Raw genomic sequence first — 24,222 nt, forward strand, 5'->3', positions numbered from 1 at the left:
ATTAAGCTAAACTAGATTTTACGATTTCAGAAATAGTTTTGCCGTCAGCTTTACCAGCCAATTGTGCATTTGCAACACCCATTACTTTACCCATGTCTTTCATGCCGGCAGCGCCAGTTTCAGTGATAATATTTTTAATAACCGCTTCAATTTCTTCACGAGATAATTGTTTCGGAAGATATTCTTCAATCACTTGTTGCTCTTCAAACTCTGTTTGAAACAAATCCTCACGACCTTGAGTTTTGTAAATCTCTCCAGACTCCTTGCGTTGTTTTACTAATTTCTGCAAAACTTTGATTTCAGCATCTTCTGTCAATTCTTCAACACCTGCTTTTTCAGTTTTTGCTAATAAAATAGCCGCCTTCACAGCACGCAATCCTCTCAAACGCACGGCATCTTTAGCGATCATCGCTGCTTTGATATCCTGATTTATTTTTTGTTCTAATGACATAATACAATTATTTTCTGTTTACAATAGTTCCATTTGCTTGCGCTGTAGGCATGATAAGCAAATCGTTTATATTCACATGTGCTGGACGAGATAAAACAAAAGCAATTGTTTCTGCTATATCCTCTCCACGCAATGGTGTTAAGCCAGTATACACATTTTTTGCCCGTTCTTTATCCCCATGAAATCTAACTTCCGAAAATTCAGTCTCAACCATACCAGGGTTAATTGCCGTAACTTTTATTCCGAAAGGTAACAAATCAATACGCATCGCTTTATTCAACGCATCCACCGCATGCTTCGTAGCACAATACACATTTCCATTCGGATAGACTTCCTTACCAGCAATTGAACCAATATTTACAATATGTGCACTGTTACTAAGTTTCAAAAAAGGAGTAACTGCTTTTGTGACGTAAAGAAGTCCCTTTACATTTGTATCGATCATGCGATCCCAATCGTCCAAATCTCCATCTTGCAAAGCATCCAATCCTTGACTTAATCCCGCATTATTGATTAATATATCAATATTTTTCCATTCGGCAGGAAGATTATGTATAGAATTTAGGACATCTTCTCTGTTTCGTACATCCAACACAAAAGTATACACTTCCAAACCTGAAATAGATTCTTGTAACTCGTTTTTTAATTGTACCAACCTATCTTCACGGCGTGCACAAAGAATCAATCTATAATTTCCCTCTTTCGCTAATACATGCGCACAGGAAGCACCGATACCTGAACTTGCGCCAGTAATTAAAACTGTTCTCATTTTTTATTGAAATATGAGGCTAAAATAGATATTGCGAACAAGACCGCGATCTATTGGCGCCATAAATTTGTTTTCAGCAGATAAAAGATGATTATTACTCAATATATTATTTATGCTTTGACTAAATCTAATCTCGGGAGAAACTTTAAAGAAAGATAAAAAGATATCAAACCCAACTCCAGCCTCCCATGACATATATTCTGGACGTAAAATAATTCCTTCAGGTACTTGCCTATTATTTTTAGACTCCAATCTTAAATCATTATATTGCTTTATAAGTCCTACCCATCGAGTCAATCTGACGCCTCCCAAAACATAAGCTCTATATTTTGCATCAGAATCAAAAAACGCTTTTTCTTCTGAACGAAATTTAAGCGCTACAGGAAATTCAAAGGAGTTGAAATTATCGCCTCGAAGATCTTGTAACACATGCTTTGACTTGCGTACAATAGGGTTTCTGTCTGTATCAATTGGAGAAAAGACAATTTGATTAGAATTTAAAATATTGAAGGAGGGATTAAAATTGATAGAGAGCTTCTCACTCCAACGAAAATCCATCGGTAAGCCTATTGAAAATCCAGCCGAGCTTCTACTTTGAATTGATTTTAATTCTCCTAAATATGTTAAGCTCTCCGAATCAGAATCTAAGTTTTCAAATAACTGTTTCCAATTATCCTTTAACTTCAATTGATAATTCTGATTTATATAATTGTATTGAAACCCAATTTGAATAGTTGCGTCTTCATCGTACCCACTAAATGGAAATGAAATAAGATTTTGTGCCATCAATGCATGGATCGATAACAGTAATGATAAAATTATGGTGTACCCATATTTGATCATTTTGATGCTTCGTAGATTGTACAGAAACCAAAAGTTTGAGGCAGAACGTTCGTGGAACTAAAACCAACTTTATCTGTTATTTTAGCAAAACGTCCACCATCAGGAAATTTAGCTACAGATTCAGGCAAATAAGAATACGCACTTGAATCTTTAGAAATCAATCGACCATATGCAGGTACAATTTTATGAAAGTAAAAATTATAAAACTGCTTAATAGGAAATGCTGTAGGGTTAGATAATTCTAAAATAATCGCTTTCCCACCTGGCTTTAATACGCGGTGAATTTCAGACAATCCCTTTTCCAAATCTTCAAAATTACGAACCCCAAATGCTACAGTCACCGCATCAAAAGAATTATCTTCAAACTGAAGGCTTTCTGAATCACCCAACTGAACTTCAAATACATTTTGCAATCCTTTTTTTACAATTTTCTCTTTAGCAACTTCTAACATTCCTTGCGAAATATCGACACCAATAATTTTTTTGGGTTTTAAGATTTTGATAGATTCAATAGCAAAATCACCAGTACCCGTCGCAACATCCAATATATGTTGCGGATGAATTTCTTGTAAAAGTTTGATTGCCTTCTTTCGCCATATCACGTCAATACGCATTGTCATCAGACGATTCAAAAGATCGTATTTCTTCGAAATATTGTTAAACATATCTGCGACTTGTTCTTTTTTACCGCCGTCCTTTGACTTATATGGTTTTAGTGTTGAAGCTTCATTTGACATACAGCAAAGATAGTATATATTTTATGTAGTATAAAAAAGAAAAATTACTCTTCGCGACAGGAACTTTTCTTAAAGTATTGATTATGAAAACTTAACTTCATAGTTCATCATCAAGCAATTCACACAACAACCATTTTTGACTTATTAACATGCAGAAGAATTTTCCACACAACATTAAGTATTTGAACACTAGATGTGTTCAGTTGTTATCAACACAATATCCACAATATATGTTAATAATAACTCGTTATTTAATAGCGCCTAAAGCATTGCTAAAATTTACTTAACATGGAGATGTGAAGAACTATAAAATTTCAGCTTTACAATTTTTAGTACTTTTGTTATAACGATGTTTTACATGTCCAATAACATGGGTAAAAGTATTGAAAAACATAAAAAATTAAGGGATAATGGAACAAGAATATTCGGGTCAAAATACAAACTTTAACAAGGCAAATTTTAACAAAAAACGCACGAGTCTAAATAATATGATTAGTGGTCTTGGTAAGCTACCTCCACAAGCTGTGGATTTGGAAGAAGCAGTACTAGGCGCATTGATGTTGGAGAAAAATGCATTGAGTGAAGTTATCGATATTTTGAAGCCAGATTCTTTTTACAAAGAAGCGCATCAAAAAATATTTGAAGCTATTTTCTCCTTATTTCAAAAGACTTCTCCGATTGACATCTTAACTGTTACAGCAGAACTTCGTAAATTAGGTTCACTCGAAATGGTAGGCGGAGCGTATTATATTACGCAGCTAACAGATAGAGTTGTTTCTGCAGCTAATATTGAATACCACGCACGTATTATTTCACAAAAATATATTCAACGTGAGTTAATCAAAGTTTCTACAGAAATTATTAATTCTTCGTATGATGAGACTTCGGACATCTTCGATTTATTAGACCACGCTGAAAAAAGTCTGTTTGACATTGCACAAAATAACCTAAGAAGAGATTCACGCAAAATGGATGATATTATGCGTGAGGCTATCAATAATCTTGAATTATTGCGCGACCGTACAGATGGACTAACAGGTATTCCGTCAGGATTGACGGCGCTAGATAGAATGACTTCGGGATGGCAACCTTCTGATTTGGTTATTATCGCTGCTCGTCCTGCGATGGGTAAAACAGCATTCGTACTTTCTGTAGCTCGTAATGCTGCTGTTGATCACCAGCGACCTGTTGTTGTTTTCTCATTAGAGATGTCTTCTGTTCAATTGGTAAATCGTCTAATAGCTGGTGAAACTGAAATTGAACAAGAAAAATTAAAGAAAGGAAACTTGGCGGATCACGAATGGCAACAATTACATTCGCGAATTGGCCGGTTGACGGAAGCACCGTTAATTATTGATGATACCCCTGCACTAAACGTTTTTGAATTTCGTGCAAAATGTCGTCGCCTCAAAGCGCAACATGATATACAAATGGTTATCGTCGATTACTTGCAATTAATGCATGGTAAATCTGAAGGTAAAGGCGGTGGTAACCGTGAGCAAGAAATTGGTAGTATTTCACGTGCGTTGAAATCTGTAGCTAAAGAATTGAATGTTCCGGTATTAGCCTTATCACAATTGAGCCGTGCTGTAGAATCACGTCCAGGTAACAGTAAACGTCCAATGCTGTCCGACTTACGTGAATCTGGATCTATTGAGCAGGATGCCGATATGGTGTTATTCTTATACCGACCAGAATATTATGGTTTGACAGAAGATGAAGAAGGTCGCTCTACCGCTGGTGTTGGTGAGGTAATTATCGCAAAACACCGTAACGGTGAAACAGGCATCGTTCCTCTAAAATTCGTTGGTAAATATGTAAAATTCGTCGATTTAGAGGAAGACTTTGGTGGTATGGGTGGTGGTGATTCATTCAGTAGTAATGACTCTCCGTTTGGCGGATCTGCCATGTCCCCTTCTGCATCATTTGATGATTTCATGGGTGGCGGTGGCATCACCATGCCTTCCCGCATGAATGATATGCCTGATGATTCTCCTTTTTAAAAAAGTTGAGCTTTAAAATAATAAATAAGCAGCCTTTTATCTCATCGATAAAAGGCTGTTGCTATTTATATATTTAAGTTTAAATCTTACTTTTCTACGAAGAACCTATCACGTTCAAATGTACTGATGTGGCGTTCTTTTTTCGGAAGGTAAATATCATCCAAAGTAATCAAAATCCCTGTTTCTTCGACTTCACCAAATTCATCGTTCAATGCTGTTCCAAAAGTCAACATTGTCGGCGAAAGATTCATATACGTATTAATCAAAGGCGGAATATTTTCTCCCAATTCACGGATATGTTTGTTTAGCACTTTATACCCGTCTTTGTAATTTAGACCATCAAACACACCAATGTATTTAGAAATATCTGTTTTATAACCTATATTCAATTCTTCGTATGGCTTTACTAAATTTTTACGGTCGGGGAAATAAGTTTCCATGAAGTACATCAGCAAGTCACGTGCTTCTTCGTTGAATTGTGGATACATGGTTACTTTTCCAAATAAGTATTTTATATCAGGATTGATAACGACTAATGCACCAAGACCATCCCAAAGATTATCCAATGAAAACAAACCTTTACGGTTATCAATAGAAGGTTGGTAGCGCGGTTGTACCCACGAACGGCCTAATTCTATCGTATAGGGCAAATAATCTTTATTAAACTCGTCCGAAAACTCAAAATAATGAGACGTAGATAAATGAATATTCCCTTCCTCATCCACCGATTGATCACAACGAATTGTCCTATACCCAGCTATTATTTCTTCATCATCAGGATTCCAAGCGATCAATTGATCATAGTTGTGTGTACACGTGTCGTTCTCATCTATATCCAACGGTTGCCCCGTACCACCACCAGCAGCTCTAAAAGTAACCTCTCGCAAACGACCTATTTCACGCATAATATTAGGCGCTGTATGGTAATTAACGAGATATACTTCATTATTACCATTATTGGTATAACGTAAAAAAGCTTCTCTCGTCAACTCTGCCTTAATCAAATCTCTCTCAACTGGAGCTATAATTTCTTCCATATAATTATTTCTGCGTCTTCAACTCGTATACCTGCTGCTTTACTTCTGCAGCCCACTGTTTCTCATTTCTAGAATTATCAAATGTCGTATAAGGAATACGTTCCCCTACACGAATAGTGACCCGCTGATTACGTTGACCAAAAAACTCATCAACCAAATACAACATCTCTAAATTAAATTTTATACCTAATCGATTTCGCCAATTAGAAAGGTTGTAAAAGAAATTGGAATTTCTTCCTTCTATATACACCGGAATTATATCTTTTTTATATTTTTTGGACTTTGAAATAAAACTTTTTTTCCATTCCAAATCTACAATTTGGCCATTTATTTTGCGCGAAACAAGTCCTGCCGGAAAAACCAATAAAGCGTGGTCTGCAGCATAAGCTTCTTCTATAGCAGATACAGCACTTTTATTTTGTCCCCCAATCTTATTGACCCCTACAAATAAAGGTTCTAAGTTAACTACATTCATCAGAATATCGTTCACCAAAAATTTCACATCTCTTCGGACACGTCCAATAGCCTGCATAAAGGCGATTCCATCTAGACCTCCCAAAGGATGATTTGATGCAAAAATAACACTATCGTCTTGAGGTATATTTTCTGCCCCTTCCAACACGACTTCTACACCCAAATCGTTAATCAGCGCATCAACAAAATCTAAGCCTTTTAAATCGCGAAATCTATACATAATATCATTGATATCATCTTCATGTATAGTACGCTCCAAGTAACTGACTAAAGGACTTGGAATCCACTTCGCTAATCCAGGACTTTTTTTCCGTATTACCTCTCTTACCTGTATAAACTTCTTCTTGTCTTCAGCCATATGATACGATTTGTCACGGTTTTTTCCTGCAAATCTTGACGCGTAAAAATAAAAAATAATGCTTTAATATGGATATAATTTACAATATTTATTCCGTTAATTTTGCTTTTCATCCTTTTTTTTTGAATATTTAGTAAACGATTTGCAATAATTAAAGTCTAACTTAATAAAGCATAGTCATGTTTATAGGACAATACATATCTACTGATTACCACGAGGTTTTACTATCCGACAGCATTGACTTTGCACTCAATAAAATGACGGATAATCACCTCAAACAATTAGCCGTCGTAGAGGACAATTTATTTTATGGGATCATTACCGAAGATGTGTTATTGGACCAAATTAATCCCCTCGCATCGCTGGAATCTATTAAAATACTTTTCAATTCGGTTTATTTATTCGATTATCAACACATTTATGACGCCTTACAAAGTATGGTCGCTTTCGACTATTGCTTCATTCCAATACTAAACAAAAATCACGAGTACCAAGGTGTGTTGACCAAACAATGTTTGTTGGTAGCACTAAATGCTACATTAGGCAATGATGAAGGTGCTATTATCGTTTTAGAATTGGGAATTCGAGACAATGCGTTATCTCATGTTGCACGAATTATTGAAGCTGAAAACACATCAATTCTAAGTACTACTGTGCATCAGATACCTGATAGCTCCAAACTAGAAATGACTATTAAAGTCAATAAAACAAATATTTCTTCCGTAGTAGCATCCTTATGGCGCAACGATTATGTAGTCAAAGCGACTTTCAGAGATGGTGGTGCACAATCGGATATACAAGATCGCTACGACCTTTTGATGAATTATTTAGATTTATAAGCAATTCTTCGCACCTTTGTAGGGAATATCAAACTTGCTAGAATGCAACATCAAAAGATTGCCATATTTGGAAGAGTATTTAATACATCTATTACGCCATTCATTGAGACACTGTTCAATTACTTGGAGAGTGAAAAAATAGAGGTTGTTATTTACGGAGAATTCTATGATTTCTTACTGAACACAAGTAAATGTCCTAAAAACCTGCAAACTTTTGAAGCACATCATGACTTGCCAAAAGATATTGATTTCTTATTAAGCCTTGGTGGTGATGGTACCATGTTAGCAGCAGTTTCCGTTATTCGCGATTCAGGCATTCCTATTGCAGGGATCAATTTGGGACGACTTGGCTTTTTAGCGAATATTCCCAAAGAAAATATCGAATCGGCACTTAGCAAAATCTTAAATAATCAATTTACCATCCAAAAGAGAACACTTTTGAGTGTTGAAAGTGACCAAAAGAAATTATTTGGCGAAGATAGCTTCGCACTAAATGACATTACGGTTTTCCGATACGATTCCTCTGCCATGATTACGGTGAATGCGATGATCAATGATGAGTTATTGAATTCCTATTGGGCAGATGGATTGATTATAGCGACACCAACAGGTTCTACAGCCTATTCGTTGAGTTGTGGTGGCCCGATAATAATGCCCGGAAGTGGCAATTTCGTGATTACTCCTATTTCACCCCACAATTTGAATGTACGTCCGATTGTCGTTTCAGCAGATATGACACTCAAACTAAAAATTGAAAGCCGTACAGATAAATATATTTTAAGTTGTGACTCTAAGAGTGAAACATTATCCACAGACATAGAAATAACGATTCGTAAGGCACCTTTTGAAATAAATCTTATCAGACTGCAGAATGACAGTTACTTTGGCACATTGCGTGAAAAATTACTTTGGGGTATTGATGTGCGAAACTATTAGACGAGTTTTACACATTATATAATAACAATTATTCCAAAAATTTTATCTTTACAACCAAATTAAAAGACTTTGTTTTTAAAATTAGCCATATTAACCCTTGTGTCTTTTTTTTCATTAAAATTGCATGCCCAACGATATGAAATCGGAATCAATGGTGCTGCGACGGGATATTTGGGAGACCTTAATACTTCAAATAATTTTTATATTAAAAATTTTGGAGGAGGGCTTTTTATAAATTATAATTTGGATCCTACATGGGGGATAAAATTAAGTGGAAATCACCTGTTAATATCTGGTAGTGATCAAGATTTTCAAAACAGTCAACAACAAATACGTAACTTAAAATTCAGAAATCAAATTACAGAATTAGCATTAGCACTAAACTTCAATTTTTGGACATATTTTAGAAGCAAAAATAAATCGAAGTTTACACCTTATATTTCTACAGGTATTGCAATATTGAAACACGATCCGTATATATATTATGATGAGCATAAGGTTAAATTAAGACCTTTGAAATTAGAATACGATGAAACAACCAATTCACAATTATATACGAATTGGAATCTTGCTATTCCATTAAGCTTAGGAATTAAATACAAATTGAATAGCATGTGGTCTATAGGAGGAGAAATAAGCTATAGACTTGCATTTACCGATAATTTGGATAATGTAAGCAAGTACTATGCGACATCTGTACCGCAAGACATTGCATTTCCGAATATTATGGTTGGTCCACAAAATGAAAAACGCCCGTTTGATACTAATGATTGGATATATTTAGCTGATCCATCAAGTAATTTAACTGGTAATGCAGGTTTAGCAAGAGGTGACGGTAAAAATAAAGATGGATATATGACAGCAGGCATAACGTTGACATATACTATATTTGACCCTAATTGCTACAGCTGGATAAAAAGATAAGAGAATGAGCTTGAAGAATAAGATAGATAGGTCAAGATTACCTCAACATATTGCTATCATCATGGATGGTAATGGTAGATGGGCAAAAGGATTGGGTAAGTTGAGAGTATTTGGACACAAAAACGGGGTAACTGCTGTACGAGAAGTTTTGGAAGGAGCTATTGAAGTGGGAGTCAAACATCTTACACTCTATGCTTTTTCGTCCGAAAACTGGAACCGCCCCAAATTAGAAGTACAAGCGTTAATGGAATTATTAATTAATTCTCTTAATAAAGAATTGCCTACATTTCAAACTAATGGCGTACGTGTCAAAGCTATCGGTTCATTAGACAGTCTGCCTAACAATTGCCAAAATACTTTAACCAATACTATTGAACTAACTAAAAACAATACCACTTGTGTCCTCACACTAGCTTTGAGTTATGGTTCAAGAAACGAAATAATCGAAGCTACTAAGAAAATAGCTAAGAAAGTCGTTGCTGGTGATATTAATGTTGAGGATATAAATGATGATTTATTTAGTTCAAATTTACAAACAGATGGAACGCCTGATCCGGATTTGATGATTCGCACAAGTGGCGAACAACGAATCAGTAATTTTTTACTTTGGCAATTAGCCTATACAGAACTTTGGTTCTCCCCAAAACTATGGCCCGATTTCACAAGAGAAGATTTATTTGGTGCAATTTTGGATTTTCAAAACAGAGAAAGAAGGTTTGGAAAGACCAGCGAACAACTTTAACAGTAATTTAAAGTGGGTTTTCGATAATTTATCTTTTAACAAAAATTAACAACAGATTGATGTACTTTAGCATCCATAATTAGAATTAAATGAAGCAACTATACATTCTGACATTAACATTTATAATATTCACTTGGTCCAATACTTTTGCTCAAGTACAAAATCCGATTAATCTTTCGGATCCTGATGAGTTTAGTTATTTACAACCAAAAGATTATGTCATTGCTGGAGTGACTGTCAAGGGAGCGCAGTATCTAGATACGGATGTATTAATTACAATATCAAAATTATCTATTGGTCAATACATTGAAGTTCCTAGCGAGGCTACATCGAATGTAATCAAAGATTTGATGGCTCAAAATCTTTTTGAAGATGTACAATTGTGGGCTACACGGATTGAGGGAGAAAATATTTTCTTAGAAATTCGTGTACAAGAAAGACCACGTCTGACACGCATAGACATTAGCGGCTTGAGTAAATCACAAACTGATGAAATCAATAAGAGATTAAATGCAAACGCAGGGCGTATTGTAAACGACAATTTGCTTCAATCTACAAGAAATACTATAGCGAAGTTCTTACGCGAAAAATCATTTTTATATCCAGATATAAACATCCAAACTGTTAAAGATTCATCCCAGACTAACAACGAAATTGTAGTTGTAGATGTAGATAGAAACAAAAAAATCAAAGTTAATAGTGTACACTTCTCAGGAAATGAAACTTTTACAAATAAGGAGCTTACAAAATATTTAAAAGGTGTAAAACCACGTAAATGGTTTAGAATATTCGGCCCTGGTAAATTCAAAGATGATAAATATACAGAAGCGAAAGAGAAATTAGTTGCCAAACTTCAAGATAAGGGGTTTCGTGATGCACAGATTCTTCGTGACTCTGTGTACAGATTTGACAATAATGAAGTGGCAATAGATATTGAAATCTATGAAGGACCTAAATATTTTGTTGGAAATATCGATTGGTCTGGAAATACTAAATTCACGGATTCTGTATTGAATATAATTTTAGGAATTGAAAAAGGAAACGTTTATTCTGAAGAGAAATTGACAAGTAAATTGATGGGTCCAACCCGTAATAGCGATGATATTAGTGCAATATATCAGAATGATGGCTACCTGACATTTAATGTAAATCCTATAATAAAAAGAATCTACAACGATACAATTGACCTAGAAATTCAAATTTCTGAAGGCAAACAATACACGATTAATAATGTAATCGTAAAAGGTAATGATGTAACAAATGACCGTGTAGTATTACGTTCAATTTACACCAAGCCAGGACAGAAATATTCGAGAGAGCTAATCATGCGTAGTATTCGTGAGATTTCGCAATTGGGTATGTTTGACGAGCAAAAAATTACACCAGATATTCCTTCTTCTACAATGAATCACGATGAAGGTACGACAGATGTGGTTTTCAACGTAGTAGAAAAACCTTCTGATCAGGTGGAGTTATCCGGTGGTTATGGTGCTGGACAGATTATAGGTACATTAGGTTTAACATTTAATAACTTCTCAACAAGTAATTTCTTCAAAAAAGAAGCTTGGAAACCACTTCCTCGTGGTGACGGACAAAAGTTAAGTATTAGAGGCCAAACTTCAGGAAAACGTTACCAATCATATAGTTTCTCATTTTCAGAACCATGGTTAGGTGGTAAAAAACCAATTTACTTTGGGTTGAGTGCCTACACATCCAACTCATCTTACGGTGGTTTTAATTATTACACAGGAGAGCAGATGGTAGCTGATAGAGATTTGCAGCGTATTTGGATGTCAGGTGTGACGGCTTCATTAGGTAAGCGTCTACAATGGCCTGACAACTACTTCCAAATTAATAGTTCATTATCGTTCCAACGTTATAAATTACAGAACTATGGTAACTATTTCTTGTTTTCGGATGGTACTGCATTCAATATTAATTTTACGCAAGAAATTAGCCGTAACTCAATAGATGCACCGATCTACCCTACCTCAGGTTCAAATATTAAGTTTTCAGTATCCTTGACTCCGCCATATTCGTCATGGAATAGCATTAATTACGATACAGATCCTGATCCAATTCGTTACAAATGGACAGAATACCACAAATGGAAATTTGATTCGCAATGGTACACGAAAATTGCTGGTAAGTTAATCTTGAAATCGCAAGCACAATTCGGATATTTAGGAAATTATACAGATAGAACTAAAACATCAACATTCGAGCGTTTCAAATTAGGTGGTGACGGTATGCAAGGCTTTGACTTCTTACAAGGTTCTGAGATCATAGCAATGAGAGGTTATGCGAATGGTACAATCATCCCTGCTTCTACGGGTAATGGTTACCAAAATATTGCAATTAACTCAGGTAGTCCAATTTATGCGAAGTATCAATTAGAATTGCGTCACCCAATCTTGTTAAATGATCAAGCAACCGTATTTGCATTAGCTTTTGCAGAAGCAGGTAACACGTGGAATAAATTCTCTGAGGTAAATCCATTTAAAATGCGTCGTTCTGCGGGTGTAGGTGCACGTATCTTCTTACCTATCTTTGGTATGCTTGGTATTGACTATGGACATGCATTCGATCCTATTCCTGGCATGCGTACTGATGCGTGGAGACAAAACTTTACATTCAGTATTATTCAAAATATGGGAGGTTTTTAATAAATTAAACTTTTTAGTATAATTGCTGTCCTATAAAAAACAATAATTTCTAGTATATGAAAAAGATTTTCGCAATTTTAGCATTTCTAACAGTAAGCATCAGCGCTACTTTTGCGCAACGTTTCGCTTATGTAGACTCTGAATATATCCTAAGACATGTACCTGAATACACTTCAGCACAAAAACAAATTGATGATCTAGCAAAACAGTGGCAAGATCAAATCGATAATCAATATACAGAGATTGAAAAACTGTATAAAGCTTATCAAAATGATCACTCTCTATTGAGTGAAGATATGCGCAAGCGAAGAGAAGATGAGATTGTTAACAAAGAAAAACAAGTCAAAGATTTGCAACGTCAAAAATTCAGCTATGGCGGTGATTTGGAAAAAGAAAGAACGCGATTATTCCAACCTATTCAAACTCGTATTTCCAAGGCCATAGAAGATTTTGCAAAAGCTCAAGGATTTGATTTTATCGTAGACAAAGGAAGTGAATTGACATTCTTGTATTCTAATCCAGCATTAGATAAAAGTAATGATGTAATCACAAAATTAGGCTACAAACCTAATCCATCATTGCTACAGGCAAATCAAAAATAAAATAAAACTGATTTATTAACATAAAAAAATAGTATAGAAAAATTACTTTTGTAAGTATTGAGATTAAAATGGAAAGAATGAAAAATTTATTAAAAGGAGCGGTATTATTAGTGGGTTTATTTGCAGCTACTTCTGTTGCAAATGCACAACAAAAAATTGGACATATCAATGCTGACGAAATATTTCAACAAACAGCAGATTTTAAAACAGCTACAGATCAATTAAAAGTTTTGAGTGATGCTAAGCAGAAAGAAATCCAAGATATGGTTACTTTGCTACAAGCAAAAGAAAAGGAAGCGAATGATTTGATGTTGAATCAAAGTGAAGCAAATAAAGCGGAAACTCAAACAAAATTGCAAACTATTGGTCAAGAATATCAGCAAATGCAAACTCGTATTCAAGAAGTACAAAAAGTAGCGCAAGAAGAAGTTGGTAAAAAACAGCAAGAATTAATGGCTCCTATTCAAACAAAAGTAATGAATGCAATTACTGCAGTTGCTAAAGAAAAAGGATATGCTTATATCTTTGATATTGGTTCTGGTGCAGCTGTATATTACGCAGGCGGCGATGATGTATCAGCTGATGTAAAAACAAAATTAGGTATTAAATAGGATTTATTTAATCTGAAATAAACAGTAAGGATGACTTGAATTAAGTCATCCTTTTTTTATGGTCATTTAATAATTCTTCGAAATGTTATATTATGCATGCATAATATAAATTAGATTATTATATTTGTTTATAAACCTGTATAAACATTATGATAAGCCAACTATTATTTGCTATCGTATTTATCGCCGCCCTCTTACTTTTTTATAGAAATGCATGTAAGATATATCGAAATATTAGACTGGGGAAATCAGTCAATAGAGTTGATAATCCATCGGAACGAATAAAGACAATGTTATTGGTAGCTTTTGGACAAAAAAAAATGTTCAAAAAACCTATTCCCGCGATATTGCACTTATTCGTTTACATAGGTTTTTGTATCATCAATATTGAGATGATAGAAATCGTAATTGATGGACTATTTGGGTCGCACCGCGTCTTATCCTTCTTGGGTGGATTTTATGATTTCCTAATTGCTTCCTTTGAAATACTTGCTTTCGCCGTATTGCTTTCATGCGTCATATTTTTTATCCGAAGAAATGTATTAAAAGTAAAACGTCTAAATCAAGCAGAATTAAACAATTGGCCAAAAACTGATGCGAACTACATCTTAATAGCGGAAATACTTTTGATGACTGCTTTTCTTTTTATGAATGCGGCAGATCAGAAATTACAACTTCTAAAACCTGAAAATTATACAGCGGCTGGCTCCTTTCCTATCAGCCAATATTTAGTTGGACTCTTGCCTGAAAATGTTTCTAGCTTGATATTTGTCGAAAGATTCAGCTGGTGGTTTCATATCGTAGGTGTCTTAGCATTTTTAAATTATCTGCCACTATCAAAACATTTACATATCATTTTGGCTTTTCCAAATACTTACTTTTCGAATTTAGATTTAAAAGGTAAATTCAATAATATGGAATCTGTAACGGCTGAAGTAAAAGCGATGCTGGATCCTTCCCTACCCCCGCCTTCTGGAGAAGTTAGTCGTTTCGGAGTGAAAGATGTACAAGACTTAACTTGGAAGAATCTGTTGGACGCATACACTTGTACAGAATGTGGACGATGTACTGCAGCCTGTCCTGCAAATATGACTGGTAAATTATTATCACCTCGTAAAATCATGATGGACACACGTGATCGATCTGAAGAAGTAGGAAAAAATATAGATCAAAATAAATCATTCGTAGAAGATGGAAAATCATTACTTGATACGTATATCAACAGAGAAGAGATTTGGGCGTGTACGACCTGTAATGCTTGCGTAGAACAATGTCCGGTCAATATTAATCCTTTGGAAATCATCATGGGTCTACGTCAATACGCAATCATGGAAGAATCCCATGCGCCATCAAGTATAAACAATATGTTGGGGAATCTCGAAAACAATGGCGCACCGTGGAAATACGCACAAGCGGATCGTGCAAATTGGACTCAAAATTAAAATAGCTGAAAAATGGAAAATAATATACATATCCCTACTGTAGCCGAGCTGTTAGCAGAAGGTGAAACTCCAGATTTATTATTTTGGGTGGGCTGTGCAGGTTCATTTGACGAACGCGCGCAGCGTATCACACGCGACATATGTAAAATCCTGCATCATGTAGGCATAAAATATGCAATATTAGGAACAGAAGAAAGTTGTTCGGGTGATCCTGCCAAACGCGCTGGGAATGAGTTTGTCTTCCAAATGCAAGCCATGATGAATATTCAGGTTCTTGATGGATATGAAATAAAAAAAATTGTTACAGCTTGTCCGCATTGCTTTAACACCTTAAAGAATGAATACCCTTCACTGGGTGGACACTACGAAGTAATACATCATACGCAATTGATTCAGTCGTTAATCGACGATGGGAAATTGAAACCAAGCGATGGAAATGAATTCAAAGGTAAAAAGATAACTTACCACGATCCATGTTATCTGGGACGGGCTAATGAAGTTTACGAGGCTCCCCGTAAAGTATTAGAAACGTTAGATGCTGATTTAGTTGAATTAAAACGTTGCAAAATTAATGGACTATGCTGTGGTGCGGGAGGTGCACAAATGTTTAAAGAGCCGGAGCCAGGAAACAAAGATATCAATGTAGAACGTATTGAGGATGTAATCGAAAGCAAAGCATCTATTGTGGCTGCAGCCTGTCCATTCTGTATGACGATGCTACGTGACGGCGTCAAGGTTAAAGAAAAAGAACAGGAAATACAAGTTTTGGATATTGCGGAAATTACCGTTCGAGCTAATAAGTTGTAAAAAAACAGAAAGAGGAAATTTTGACTTTCCTCTTTCTGTTCTTTGTACCTAGGAGCAGATTCGAACTGCCAAGCCCTTGCGAGCGCCACCCCCTCAAGATGGTGCGTCTACCAATTTCGCCACCTAGGTGTTCGTAAGCACAAAAATATAGCTTTTTTTAATACTTGCAAGCCCTATGCCGATAATATTTTAGCATAATTTTTTTGTACTAATTGTTGAATGATGCCATCCACTAAACCGACACGGGGAGCTACAATATTTTTTAAATGACCTGACTTCATTATTGTCAAAAATATTTCTGCTGCTGGTATGATAACATCAGCACGGTCAGAGCGCAATCCCAAATCGTGAATACGATCTTTTAAAGAATACGAGTTCAAATGATCATAAATAGCTTTCAATTTCGCATAACTAAAAGGCTTATCTTCACCTTTATTTGCTATTCGAGAAAGTTTATTGATGTTTCCGCCTGTACCTATACCATAGATATCTTTGTATCCTTTTGTAATTTCTTTGACCCATACACGCATATCTTGCCATGTCTCTGGGGTATCTTGATTATCCAAAATACGTATTGTACCCAAATTAAAAGAGCGAGATCCTTTCAATTCACCATTAGCGAATAATGAAATCTCAGTACTACCACCACCTACATCAATGTAAAGGTAAACCTTATCCTTATCCATGATGCCACTCAAATAAGCATTGTAAATAATTTTTGCTTCTAATCCGCCATCAATTATTTTAATATCAATACCGACTTCTTTACATGCAGCTACCACTTGAGCACCATTTTCTGAATCACGCATAGCCGAAGTCGCGCAAGCAATATAATCGGTTACTTTATAGACATCGAGTAAATCCTTAAATGCACGCATAGTCTTCACCATATCCTCAAATTTGGCTGGCGAAATCTTTTTGTCGACGAATGCATCATCACCTAATCGCAATGGAACGCGTAATAGTGTATTTTTTGTATAAGATATTTTGTTATCTTTTCGTAAGATATCTGCAATTAGTAAACGAACTGCATTGGAACCTATGTCTATAGCTGCGAATCTCAAGAGTTTATTTTAATTAAGTTAAGAAATGTGTTTACGTTAACAAAATACACCTGTATTGTGAAGTTATTGTAAACAAAATGTTAATCTTAAATTTAGGACTAATAAAATCAATAAAAATAATATTTCTGTAAAAATAAAAGCAGCGAAGATAATTCGCTGCTCTCACATATAGTATCTTGAAAAGATATTTCGAATAATTATCTATTTTATTTTACGCCGAAACCTAAGATCTTAAATACAACTTTGAATGCGATGAAAGATGCAATCACAATTGCAATATTAGCTATCAGAGAAAATAAAAATGTGTATTGATTCAACGCGTTCACTTCATCTGGCACGAATCGTACAAACACACCAAATAAACCAAGAATAATAGCAATAGTCAACGTTACATAGTAATGCGTTTGATTAGCATTGTTATCAGTTGTTTTCGGTTGTCTTTGTGCTGTAGTATTTTCCATAATAATATGCTCTGTTTTAACTAATGCAAATGTACAAAGTATATCTACATTTCAAAAATATTTTGACCATTAAAAACATCCTATATTGACACATTTACTTGAATAATTTAGTAATATTGCTTTGAATTATTGATATGAGAAATTATTTTTTAACCCTATTCCTGATTTTATCCTCTGCGATTGTGTATTCGCAGTCAACATTTCAACGCATCGACAATTTTGTTATCAAAGAAAATCTTACCGCAAATGGTAAAGTAGCCATCATCGCCGTTGATTCTGCTGATTCTGCTCTAGATTATATCAATGGGACGTTTAAATTTACAATAAATGGTTTCGAGCAGTCACTCGCTTTTCACGATGGTGTTGCTGTCCCATCGCATCCTATCGAAAGCTCGACATTTGTTTATTTCAAACACAAAAATCAAGATAAAACATCAGGAAAACTATATTTCTTGTACAAGAAAGACAACAAAATAACGCCCGTAAAAATAAATGGTTTACTTTTATTGATTATTCCTGCAGTAATTCTTTTTATTGCCTATGCAGCGAAACGACTGCTAATGACTTTTGTTATTTTAGGAATCATTTATGCATATTTCTCATACAGCAAAGGCTTATCTATTTCACAAGTCCTAGAAAGTGCATTTCAGGTTTTGAAAAACTTGATTTAGAAAGGCAACCCAACCCCAAAATTGTATTGAAATAAGCCATAACGATCCGGTCTATGGCTTTCATAATAATCTGCTTTGAACTCTTTGGAATTGAATAAATGCTGGATTACCCATTGATTTTTGCCTGTAAATTGAGGGTCTTTAATTTTCAAACCTGCATCCAGACGTATAGTGAAATAATCCATATCAAATCGCAAACCAAATCCCGTACCTACCGCTACTTGCGACAAAAATTTATCAAACTTAAACACACCACCTTCATTCAACTCATTCTCACGAAGTAACCATACATTCCCCATGTCCAAAAATGTTGCGCCATTTAGCTTCGCCCCAAAAAACCGATTTAAGATACGGAACCTGTATTCTAAGTTGGCTTCGAGTTTCATTTCACCCAACTGATCCAAATTACGCAAATTAACACGCAAATCTTCGCGAATAGTGCTTCGATTGTAATTTCCAGGCCCCAATGTACGCGCTTGCCACGCACGTATTCCGTTCATACCGCCAGCATAAAAGCTTTTCTCGAAAATCAATAAACGCGAATTATTGCCATAAGGCACAATAGCTCCGCCATTAAATCTAAAAATAAACTGCTGATTGCCACCCAAGTGTTTGTACAATCGGTAATCTATTTCACCTTTGATGTATTGAAGATATGTCACGCCAAAAAGCGTTTTTGATCCATCTGCGCTGCGTTGAAAATTAAAGACATTACTCAGAAGTCCCAACGTAGTACCACTCAAATCTATTGACCCACGAAAAAATTGAAAGTTATCGAGTGTTTGTAATTTTTTTGAGTTATATGTCGATGCATATTGTGCTCCAAGCCCAAAATATTGTCTATCATTAGAAGCAATATACAATTGATAGCCCTCTTGCTCCAATTCTGCACGAAAAGCGGCATCAAACTGACCGTCACGGTATTCTACAACAATAGGCGTATAGCTGTGTTGCAAATTTGGCGTCTGCCACCAGGAATAATTCAATGTATTGATGAAATAACTATTGGTATACGTACGATCCTGATCAAAAAACTGAATATTCGAGGAAAGTGTCGTCCGCGGTAAACCAAATCTACCCGTATTCCCCCAGCCAAAAGGTAAAAGCATACGTGGTATAACCAAACTTACGCCCGCTTGAAAATCATTGTTGAATATCTTTTCGGACAATTTCCCAGACAACCTAGGGTCAAAGAGTACACCATATTTCAATTTCAATTCCAGCAATTCAGAACCGCCAAAAATATTTCTGTGCGAAAAAGTATTTCCCACATTAAATCCACTCATTCCCGAACTGAATGTATATTCGCCTTCGACCTGATTAGACATCAACGAGCGTGGTGTCAATTCATAATTCACATTCAACAGACTATCTCCCTCCTTTTCGTATTTAATCTTGACACTTCGGAATCCATTCATCTCGTACAATCTATCATACGATAAATTTTCATTCTCTAAACTGTAACGCTCGCCTTCGCGCAGATACATATACCGAGAAAGTGGTTTTAATTTATACCGCGAACTGTAATCCAAAAATTCTATCCCTGAAGTCGTGTCAGCAATTACCCCTGCATTGGAATTATTACCATCGTAATTATTTATTCGCACAGATACATCATTAATCCGATAAGGCTTTAGGATTGTAGAGTTTGGCACAGAAACTTGAATCTCAATATCTGCGGTTTCGGCATTACGATTCGTGTCTACCGCAATACGCATATATTGTCTCAAATAGTCGTAATATCCTTCGTTGCGCATGGCATCGTACAAAGATTCACGCAATTCACCAAAATCATTGACATTGTAAGGTTTACCAGATTGCAAATTAGACTTATTTTTTACGCTATTTTGGTACACTTGTGATACATAATCAGCATCAAAATTTGTTGTAATCGTACCTATACGGAACAATGAATCGGGAGTCGCTAGAAAATTAATCTTTGATTTTTTGTTATTTACAGAAATATCAGGCGTAACCTTTGCTCGGAAATATCCTCTAGTTTGCAAGAAACGTTGGATCTGGATAGCAGAAAGTTCAACTAAAGAAGAATCTAAAACGCGTGGAGCTTCGCCAACGGAACGGATATTCTCGGTTTTGTATTTACCAGATTTGGTATTAAAAATATTATAAATCGTCAAATTCAACGCCGAGTTTGGACGAATTTCATTCGATATATATTGGTAAGCGGATTCTTTTAAATGTGTAGGAAAACCTTCTAAATCAACTTTTGTAACTAGAGCTTGATCCTCCTCCAAGTATTTGGCAGAGCGGCAAGATTCAAAAAATAAAAGTAAAAATGTTATACTTGCAATAATAAATAGTCTACTCTTTTTATTCATTCAATCAATGTTATCAAAAGCTCAAATAAGTTTAATTACTTCGTTACAAAACAAGAAATTCCGTTTACAACATCAAGTTTTTGTAGTTGAGGGAATTAAATCTGTATTAGAGTTTGTCTATTCAACCTACAAGGTACAAAAAATATATGCTACCCCACAAGCGCAGACAAAGTTGGAGAAAATCCCGCATAATATAAAATTGGAGGATGTTAGCGAAGCTGAATTTCAAAAGATTTCTAGTCTCAAAAATCCTCAGGGCGCACTGGCTTTAGTTGAATTACCACAAAACAATGAATTGGACAAAGCCGAACTGAAAGGCAAACACAGCTTGGTCTTGGATGATGTACAAGATCCAGGGAATTTGGGTACGATCATTCGCACGGCGGAATGGTTTGGAATTAAACATATTATTTGTTCCATCGGAACTGTTGATGCCTACAACCCTAAAGTTGTACAAGCAACAATGGGATCCCTATCACGCGTGCAAATGTATTATTTGGATTTAGAAAAATTTATTGAAGAAAATACTTTACCGACTTTTGGAGCTTTGCTCAATGGACAATCCATTTATAAAACTGAATTTGGTGAAGAAGGATTGATTATCATGGGAAATGAAGGAAATGGCATCAGTCCAAATTTAATTTCGAAGATAGATACGGCGGTTACGATTCCACGTATTGGAGAGGCGGAATCATTAAATGTAGCAGTAGCGACCACAATATTTTGTTCTGAAATCAGCAGACAACAACTCAAATAAGAAACACACAAAACTATGGATTCCGAGCAAAACGGATCGATTTACACCACTTCATTTTTTCTACTTTGCTTGAGCACATTATTGTTCTCCGCAAGTTTTAACATGATTATACCTGAGCTACCCAATTATTTAACTTCTCTTGGTGGCGCAGAACATAAAGGCTTAATCATTGCATTATTTACACTTACGGCGGGAATTTCTCGTCCATTTAGTGGCAAATTAACGGACAAATGGGGACGTGTTCCTGTGATGGCTATAGGCTCTATAGTCTGTGTCATTTGCGGATTTTTGTATCCAATATTGAGCAGTTTATCGGGTTTTTTTCTGCTACGCTTAATTCACGGCTTTTCGACAGGATTCAAGCCTACAGCTACATCGGCTTATATTGCCGATATCATACCGTCCAATCGTTGGGGTGAAGCTTTGGGTATGCACGGACTATGTTATAGTTTGGGGAGTGCCATTGGTCCAGCTTTGGGTGGTTATGTCGCACAAGCTTATGGTTTAGATGCTATGTTTCACAGTTCGTCGGCATTTGCTTTTCTTTCGATTATTATTGTCTTCAACATGAAAGAAACGTTAAAAACCAAAAGCAAATTTCATGTATCGATGTTGGCCATTACCAAAAAGGATATTTTCGAAATCAAAGTGTTACCTGCTGCGATTGTGATGTTGCTGTGTTATAGCTCCTCTGGTGTTATTTTGACTCTGATTCCCGATTGGAGTGAAAACTTGGGAATCGCAAACAAAGGTCTATTCTTCACTGTATATACGATTGCCTCCGTGGCAATACGATTGCTATCTCGCAAAGCTGCCGATCAACACGGACGGACGATTGTGATGCGCATTGGCGTGATTATTATGACGATTTCTTTAGTTATTTTAGGTTTTGGGGAAAGCACCAATTACTTAATATTGGGGGCTGCTGTATTTGGAATAGGTAGTGGAATCTTATCTCCTGCCCTTAATGCTTGGACCATTGACCTTTCTGACCCCAATCACCGTGGTCGAGCAATGGCTACAATGTATATCGCATTAGAAATAGGAATTGGGTTTGGCGCATTATTTGCAGGCTACATTTATCATGATATAATAATTCGAATACCGCAAATTCTTTATGGAAATGCGATTGTAGTATTCTTAGCTTTATTGTATATTTATTATTGGGAAAAAACTAAAAACACACAGCACTATTAACCAAATAAATATGGATGTACAACCATCTAAAAAACCGTATTCCATCAATTTGGCTTCGAGCCTTTTTGCATTGGTATTAATCCTTGGATTAATGTATGTTTCGCAAAGTTTATTGATTCCTTTGCTTTTCGCTACTTTAATTTCTATTTCACTTTTTCCATTAGCCCGACTGTTTGAGAAATTGAGATTGGGTAAAGCTTTTGCTGCCCTACTCGCTGTTTTAGTAGCTATTGCCATTATTTCTGGTATTATTTGGTTTATTGTTCACCAAAGTATCATTATTGGTAAGGATGCTTCTTCTATTACAGGGAAAGTATTGTCTGTATTGGATCAGGGTCAAACTTGGTTGCAGGAAAAGTTTGGTGTAGAACGTAATCAAGTAATGGATAAACTCCGCGAACAGGGCAATAAATCATTAGAAAATGCTGGTGGTATGATTACCTCCACATTCGGTTCATTAGGAAATACATTGGCCAATGCGATATTGGTTCCATTATACTGTTTTTTCATGTTGTATTACCGCGACTTTTTCCGTGAGTTTTTCTTCAAGGCTTTCGCTTCTACGCCTCAACGCAAAGTCAATGAGGTATTAAATAAAATTTACGAAGTAGTTCAAAGCTATTTAGTAGGATTAATCACTGTAATGGGTATAGTAGCTATCCTAAATACAGGCGGTTTGATGCTGATGGGAATAGAGTACGCTTGGTTCTTTGGTTCTTTAGCATCTCTTTTAATGTTGCTACCTTATATTGGTATTGCTATTGGCTCGATCTTGCCTGCCTTATTTGCTTTAGCTGTTAAAGACAATGCGTGGTATGCTGTAGGTGTAATAGCTTGGTTTCAAGTTGTACAATTTTTAGAAGGAAATATCATTACACCAAATATTGTAGGTAGCAAAGTCAGTATAAATCCTTTGATGGCTATCGTCGGCATTTTAATCGGTGGTATGTTGTTCGGTTTAGCCGGTTTGATATTGGCTTTACCTTTTATTGCGACCTTAAAAGTTATTTTTGACGCGATTCCTTCAATGGAAGCTTTTGGATTCTTAATCGGAGAACCCGAAAAAGAACATTTGAAACGCAACTCGACACAAGAACTCTTGATGAAATGGGGAATAGTTCGTTTACCTAAAAACAAAAAGAAAATTGAAGTTGATGTAAATGTGGAAACAAATGAAGGACAAGTGCCTGAAACGAAAGTGACCTACAAAGAAATCAACGAAAGTGAAGTCAACCCTTATGAGAATCTGAAACAAGAGGATGATAAAAAAGAAGATAAGGAATAGCATAGCTATTCCTTATCTTCTTTTTTTTTAAAACCTTAAAAGGGAGTGTAAAATAAACTGTGTCAATGGTTGAATTACCTCCCCGCGGGGCGGTAATTCAACCATTTTTCTTATTGCAAATCTAACACCATTCTTCCCGGAAACCAAATTGCTAATTTCTGTGCTGTTGTTCCCCAATTGGCCAGTGGCATCGTCCATTTCTTCTTA

Annotated in this window: 23 protein-coding genes and 1 tRNA gene; 14 read left to right on the plus strand and 10 right to left on the minus strand. The window is 35.7% G+C overall.

From position 1 onward, the window contains the following. Position 1: 1 nt before the first annotated feature. From FLS47_RS15885 to ubiE, 4 genes are read right to left on the minus strand one after another with little or no spacing between them, the layout of a single operon-like run. Positions 2 to 451: a GatB/YqeY domain-containing protein gene (locus tag FLS47_RS15885; protein WP_149915311.1), complete on the minus strand. Its 450-nt coding sequence runs from the start codon at positions 449 to 451 to the stop codon at positions 2 to 4. Between the two features lie 7 nt (positions 452 to 458). Then, the gene (locus tag FLS47_RS15890) at positions 459 to 1,220 is read right to left on the minus strand and encodes an SDR family NAD(P)-dependent oxidoreductase (RefSeq protein WP_149915312.1); all 762 of its coding nucleotides are present in this window, start codon (positions 1,218 to 1,220) and stop codon (positions 459 to 461) included. Between the two features lie 3 nt (positions 1,221 to 1,223). Beyond that, entirely contained in the window at positions 1,224 to 2,006 is a 783-nt protein-coding gene (locus FLS47_RS15895) for a porin family protein (protein ID WP_188347458.1), read from the minus strand. Positions 2,007 to 2,059: 53 nt separating this feature from the next. Further along, positions 2,060 to 2,800, minus strand: coding sequence for a bifunctional demethylmenaquinone methyltransferase/2-methoxy-6-polyprenyl-1,4-benzoquinol methylase UbiE (ubiE, locus tag FLS47_RS15900; protein WP_149915314.1), 741 nt, complete (start codon positions 2,798 to 2,800; stop codon positions 2,060 to 2,062). A gap of 410 nt (positions 2,801 to 3,210) precedes the next feature. On the opposite strand from ubiE, the gene dnaB reads away from it, so the two are divergent. Continuing rightward, positions 3,211 to 4,803 (plus strand): replicative DNA helicase, encoded by a 1,593-nt coding sequence (gene dnaB / locus FLS47_RS15905; protein ID WP_149915315.1) that lies wholly within the window; start codon positions 3,211 to 3,213, stop codon positions 4,801 to 4,803. 86 nt (positions 4,804 to 4,889) lie between these two features. Here dnaB and FLS47_RS15910 read toward each other — a convergent pair whose 3' ends face one another. Both FLS47_RS15910 and FLS47_RS15915 read right to left on the minus strand, forming a co-directional pair. Beyond that, the gene (locus tag FLS47_RS15910; protein ID WP_149915316.1) at positions 4,890 to 5,840 is read right to left on the minus strand and encodes a GNAT family N-acetyltransferase; all 951 of its coding nucleotides are present in this window, start codon (positions 5,838 to 5,840) and stop codon (positions 4,890 to 4,892) included. A gap of 4 nt (positions 5,841 to 5,844) precedes the next feature. Further along, on the minus strand, positions 5,845 to 6,672 hold the full coding sequence (locus tag FLS47_RS15915) for a 1-acyl-sn-glycerol-3-phosphate acyltransferase (protein ID WP_149915317.1): 828 nt from the start codon (positions 6,670 to 6,672) through the stop codon (positions 5,845 to 5,847). 179 nt (positions 6,673 to 6,851) lie between these two features. Between FLS47_RS15915 and FLS47_RS15920 the strand changes: the two genes are divergently transcribed. From FLS47_RS15920 to FLS47_RS15960, 9 genes are all read left to right on the plus strand, one after another. Then, the gene (locus tag FLS47_RS15920) at positions 6,852 to 7,511 is read left to right on the plus strand and encodes a CBS domain-containing protein (protein WP_149915318.1); all 660 of its coding nucleotides are present in this window, start codon (positions 6,852 to 6,854) and stop codon (positions 7,509 to 7,511) included. 42 nt (positions 7,512 to 7,553) lie between these two features. Next, positions 7,554 to 8,447, plus strand: a complete 894-nt coding sequence (locus tag FLS47_RS15925; RefSeq protein ID WP_149915319.1) for an NAD kinase — start codon at positions 7,554 to 7,556, stop codon at positions 8,445 to 8,447. Positions 8,448 to 8,546: 99 nt separating this feature from the next. Further along, positions 8,547 to 9,371, plus strand: a complete 825-nt coding sequence (porG, locus tag FLS47_RS15930; protein WP_188347459.1) for a type IX secretion system protein PorG — start codon at positions 8,547 to 8,549, stop codon at positions 9,369 to 9,371. A 4-nt stretch (positions 9,372 to 9,375) separates the two neighbouring features. Further along, a complete protein-coding gene (locus FLS47_RS15935) occupies positions 9,376 to 10,113 on the plus strand; it encodes an isoprenyl transferase (protein ID WP_149915321.1) in 738 nt (245 codons plus the stop codon). Positions 10,114 to 10,202: 89 nt separating this feature from the next. Further along, positions 10,203 to 12,779 (plus strand): outer membrane protein assembly factor BamA, encoded by a 2,577-nt coding sequence (bamA, locus tag FLS47_RS15940; protein ID WP_149915322.1) that lies wholly within the window; start codon positions 10,203 to 10,205, stop codon positions 12,777 to 12,779. 56 nt (positions 12,780 to 12,835) lie between these two features. Next, a complete protein-coding gene (locus FLS47_RS15945) occupies positions 12,836 to 13,381 on the plus strand; it encodes an OmpH family outer membrane protein (protein ID WP_149915323.1) in 546 nt (181 codons plus the stop codon). Positions 13,382 to 13,458: 77 nt separating this feature from the next. Beyond that, complete coding sequence (locus tag FLS47_RS15950) at positions 13,459 to 13,992, plus strand: OmpH family outer membrane protein (RefSeq protein WP_149915324.1); 534 nt, start codon at positions 13,459 to 13,461, stop codon at positions 13,990 to 13,992. 149 nt (positions 13,993 to 14,141) lie between these two features. Further along, a complete protein-coding gene (locus FLS47_RS15955) occupies positions 14,142 to 15,434 on the plus strand; it encodes a 4Fe-4S dicluster domain-containing protein (protein ID WP_149915325.1) in 1,293 nt (430 codons plus the stop codon). A 12-nt stretch (positions 15,435 to 15,446) separates the two neighbouring features. Further along, complete coding sequence (locus FLS47_RS15960) at positions 15,447 to 16,241, plus strand: (Fe-S)-binding protein (RefSeq protein WP_149915326.1); 795 nt, start codon at positions 15,447 to 15,449, stop codon at positions 16,239 to 16,241. Positions 16,242 to 16,286: 45 nt separating this feature from the next. Here FLS47_RS15960 and FLS47_RS15965 read toward each other — a convergent pair. The 3 genes from FLS47_RS15965 to FLS47_RS15975 form a co-directional block, all read right to left on the minus strand. After that, a tRNA-Leu gene (locus tag FLS47_RS15965) sits at positions 16,287 to 16,370 on the minus strand. 44 nt (positions 16,371 to 16,414) lie between these two features. Then, a complete protein-coding gene (locus tag FLS47_RS15970; RefSeq protein WP_149915327.1) occupies positions 16,415 to 17,305 on the minus strand; it encodes a Ppx/GppA phosphatase family protein in 891 nt (296 codons plus the stop codon). Positions 17,306 to 17,511: 206 nt separating this feature from the next. Further along, on the minus strand, positions 17,512 to 17,766 hold the full coding sequence (locus FLS47_RS15975) for a hypothetical protein (RefSeq protein WP_149915328.1): 255 nt from the start codon (positions 17,764 to 17,766) through the stop codon (positions 17,512 to 17,514). Between the two features lie 134 nt (positions 17,767 to 17,900). Between FLS47_RS15975 and FLS47_RS15980 the strand changes: the two genes are divergently transcribed. Beyond that, complete coding sequence (locus tag FLS47_RS15980; protein ID WP_149915329.1) at positions 17,901 to 18,437, plus strand: hypothetical protein; 537 nt, start codon at positions 17,901 to 17,903, stop codon at positions 18,435 to 18,437. Here the strand turns inward: FLS47_RS15980 and tamL are convergent. Further along, positions 18,434 to 20,776 (minus strand): translocation and assembly module lipoprotein TamL, encoded by a 2,343-nt coding sequence (gene tamL / locus FLS47_RS15985; RefSeq protein ID WP_149915330.1) that lies wholly within the window; start codon positions 20,774 to 20,776, stop codon positions 18,434 to 18,436. The two genes, FLS47_RS15980 and tamL, sit on opposite strands and share 4 nt — an antisense overlap. Positions 20,777 to 20,783: 7 nt before the next feature. On the opposite strand from tamL, the gene FLS47_RS15990 reads away from it, so the two are divergent. The 3 genes from FLS47_RS15990 to FLS47_RS16000 are packed head-to-tail and all read left to right on the plus strand — an operon-like array spanning position 20,784 to position 24,015. Next, complete coding sequence (locus FLS47_RS15990; RefSeq protein WP_149915331.1) at positions 20,784 to 21,533, plus strand: TrmH family RNA methyltransferase; 750 nt, start codon at positions 20,784 to 20,786, stop codon at positions 21,531 to 21,533. Positions 21,534 to 21,548: 15 nt separating this feature from the next. Continuing rightward, positions 21,549 to 22,730 carry an MFS transporter gene (locus FLS47_RS15995; RefSeq protein WP_149915332.1) on the plus strand — a complete coding sequence of 394 codons (1,182 nt, stop codon included), beginning with the start codon at positions 21,549 to 21,551 and terminating at the stop codon, positions 22,728 to 22,730. A 10-nt stretch (positions 22,731 to 22,740) separates the two neighbouring features. Continuing rightward, positions 22,741 to 24,015 (plus strand): AI-2E family transporter, encoded by a 1,275-nt coding sequence (locus tag FLS47_RS16000; protein WP_149915333.1) that lies wholly within the window; start codon positions 22,741 to 22,743, stop codon positions 24,013 to 24,015. The last annotated feature ends 207 nt before the right edge of the window (positions 24,016 to 24,222 follow it).

This window comes from Sphingobacterium cavernae (genome assembly GCF_008520265.1).
GTDB classification, from domain to species: domain Bacteria; phylum Bacteroidota; class Bacteroidia; order Sphingobacteriales; family Sphingobacteriaceae; genus Sphingobacterium; species Sphingobacterium cavernae.

Excerpts from the sequence above, each read along its gene's own strand:
- FLS47_RS15885 (WP_149915311.1), bottom strand. The coding sequence starts at position 451 with ATGTCATTAGAACAAAAAATAAATCAGGATATCAAAGCAGCGATGATC.
- FLS47_RS15890 (WP_149915312.1), bottom strand. The coding sequence starts at position 1,220 with ATGAGAACAGTTTTAATTACTGGCGCAAGTTCAGGTATCGGTGCTTCC.
- FLS47_RS15895 (WP_188347458.1), bottom strand. The coding sequence starts at position 2,006 with ATGGCACAAAATCTTATTTCATTTCCATTTAGTGGGTACGATGAAGAC.
- ubiE (WP_149915314.1), bottom strand. The coding sequence starts at position 2,800 with ATGTCAAATGAAGCTTCAACACTAAAACCATATAAGTCAAAGGACGGC.
- dnaB (WP_149915315.1), top strand. The coding sequence starts at position 3,211 with ATGGAACAAGAATATTCGGGTCAAAATACAAACTTTAACAAGGCAAAT.
- FLS47_RS15910 (WP_149915316.1), bottom strand. The coding sequence starts at position 5,840 with ATGGAAGAAATTATAGCTCCAGTTGAGAGAGATTTGATTAAGGCAGAG.
- FLS47_RS15915 (WP_149915317.1), bottom strand. The coding sequence starts at position 6,672 with ATGGCTGAAGACAAGAAGAAGTTTATACAGGTAAGAGAGGTAATACGG.
- FLS47_RS15920 (WP_149915318.1), top strand. The coding sequence starts at position 6,852 with ATGTTTATAGGACAATACATATCTACTGATTACCACGAGGTTTTACTA.
- FLS47_RS15925 (WP_149915319.1), top strand. The coding sequence starts at position 7,554 with ATGCAACATCAAAAGATTGCCATATTTGGAAGAGTATTTAATACATCT.
- FLS47_RS15935 (WP_149915321.1), top strand. The coding sequence starts at position 9,376 with ATGAGCTTGAAGAATAAGATAGATAGGTCAAGATTACCTCAACATATT.
- bamA (WP_149915322.1), top strand. The coding sequence starts at position 10,203 with ATGAAGCAACTATACATTCTGACATTAACATTTATAATATTCACTTGG.
- FLS47_RS15945 (WP_149915323.1), top strand. The coding sequence starts at position 12,836 with ATGAAAAAGATTTTCGCAATTTTAGCATTTCTAACAGTAAGCATCAGC.
- FLS47_RS15950 (WP_149915324.1), top strand. The coding sequence starts at position 13,459 with ATGAAAAATTTATTAAAAGGAGCGGTATTATTAGTGGGTTTATTTGCA.
- FLS47_RS15955 (WP_149915325.1), top strand. The coding sequence starts at position 14,142 with ATGATAAGCCAACTATTATTTGCTATCGTATTTATCGCCGCCCTCTTA.
- FLS47_RS15960 (WP_149915326.1), top strand. The coding sequence starts at position 15,447 with ATGGAAAATAATATACATATCCCTACTGTAGCCGAGCTGTTAGCAGAA.
- FLS47_RS15975 (WP_149915328.1), bottom strand. The coding sequence starts at position 17,766 with ATGGAAAATACTACAGCACAAAGACAACCGAAAACAACTGATAACAAT.
- FLS47_RS15980 (WP_149915329.1), top strand. The coding sequence starts at position 17,901 with ATGAGAAATTATTTTTTAACCCTATTCCTGATTTTATCCTCTGCGATT.
- tamL (WP_149915330.1), bottom strand. The coding sequence starts at position 20,776 with ATGAATAAAAAGAGTAGACTATTTATTATTGCAAGTATAACATTTTTA.
- FLS47_RS15990 (WP_149915331.1), top strand. The coding sequence starts at position 20,784 with ATGTTATCAAAAGCTCAAATAAGTTTAATTACTTCGTTACAAAACAAG.
- FLS47_RS15995 (WP_149915332.1), top strand. The coding sequence starts at position 21,549 with ATGGATTCCGAGCAAAACGGATCGATTTACACCACTTCATTTTTTCTA.
- FLS47_RS16000 (WP_149915333.1), top strand. The coding sequence starts at position 22,741 with ATGGATGTACAACCATCTAAAAAACCGTATTCCATCAATTTGGCTTCG.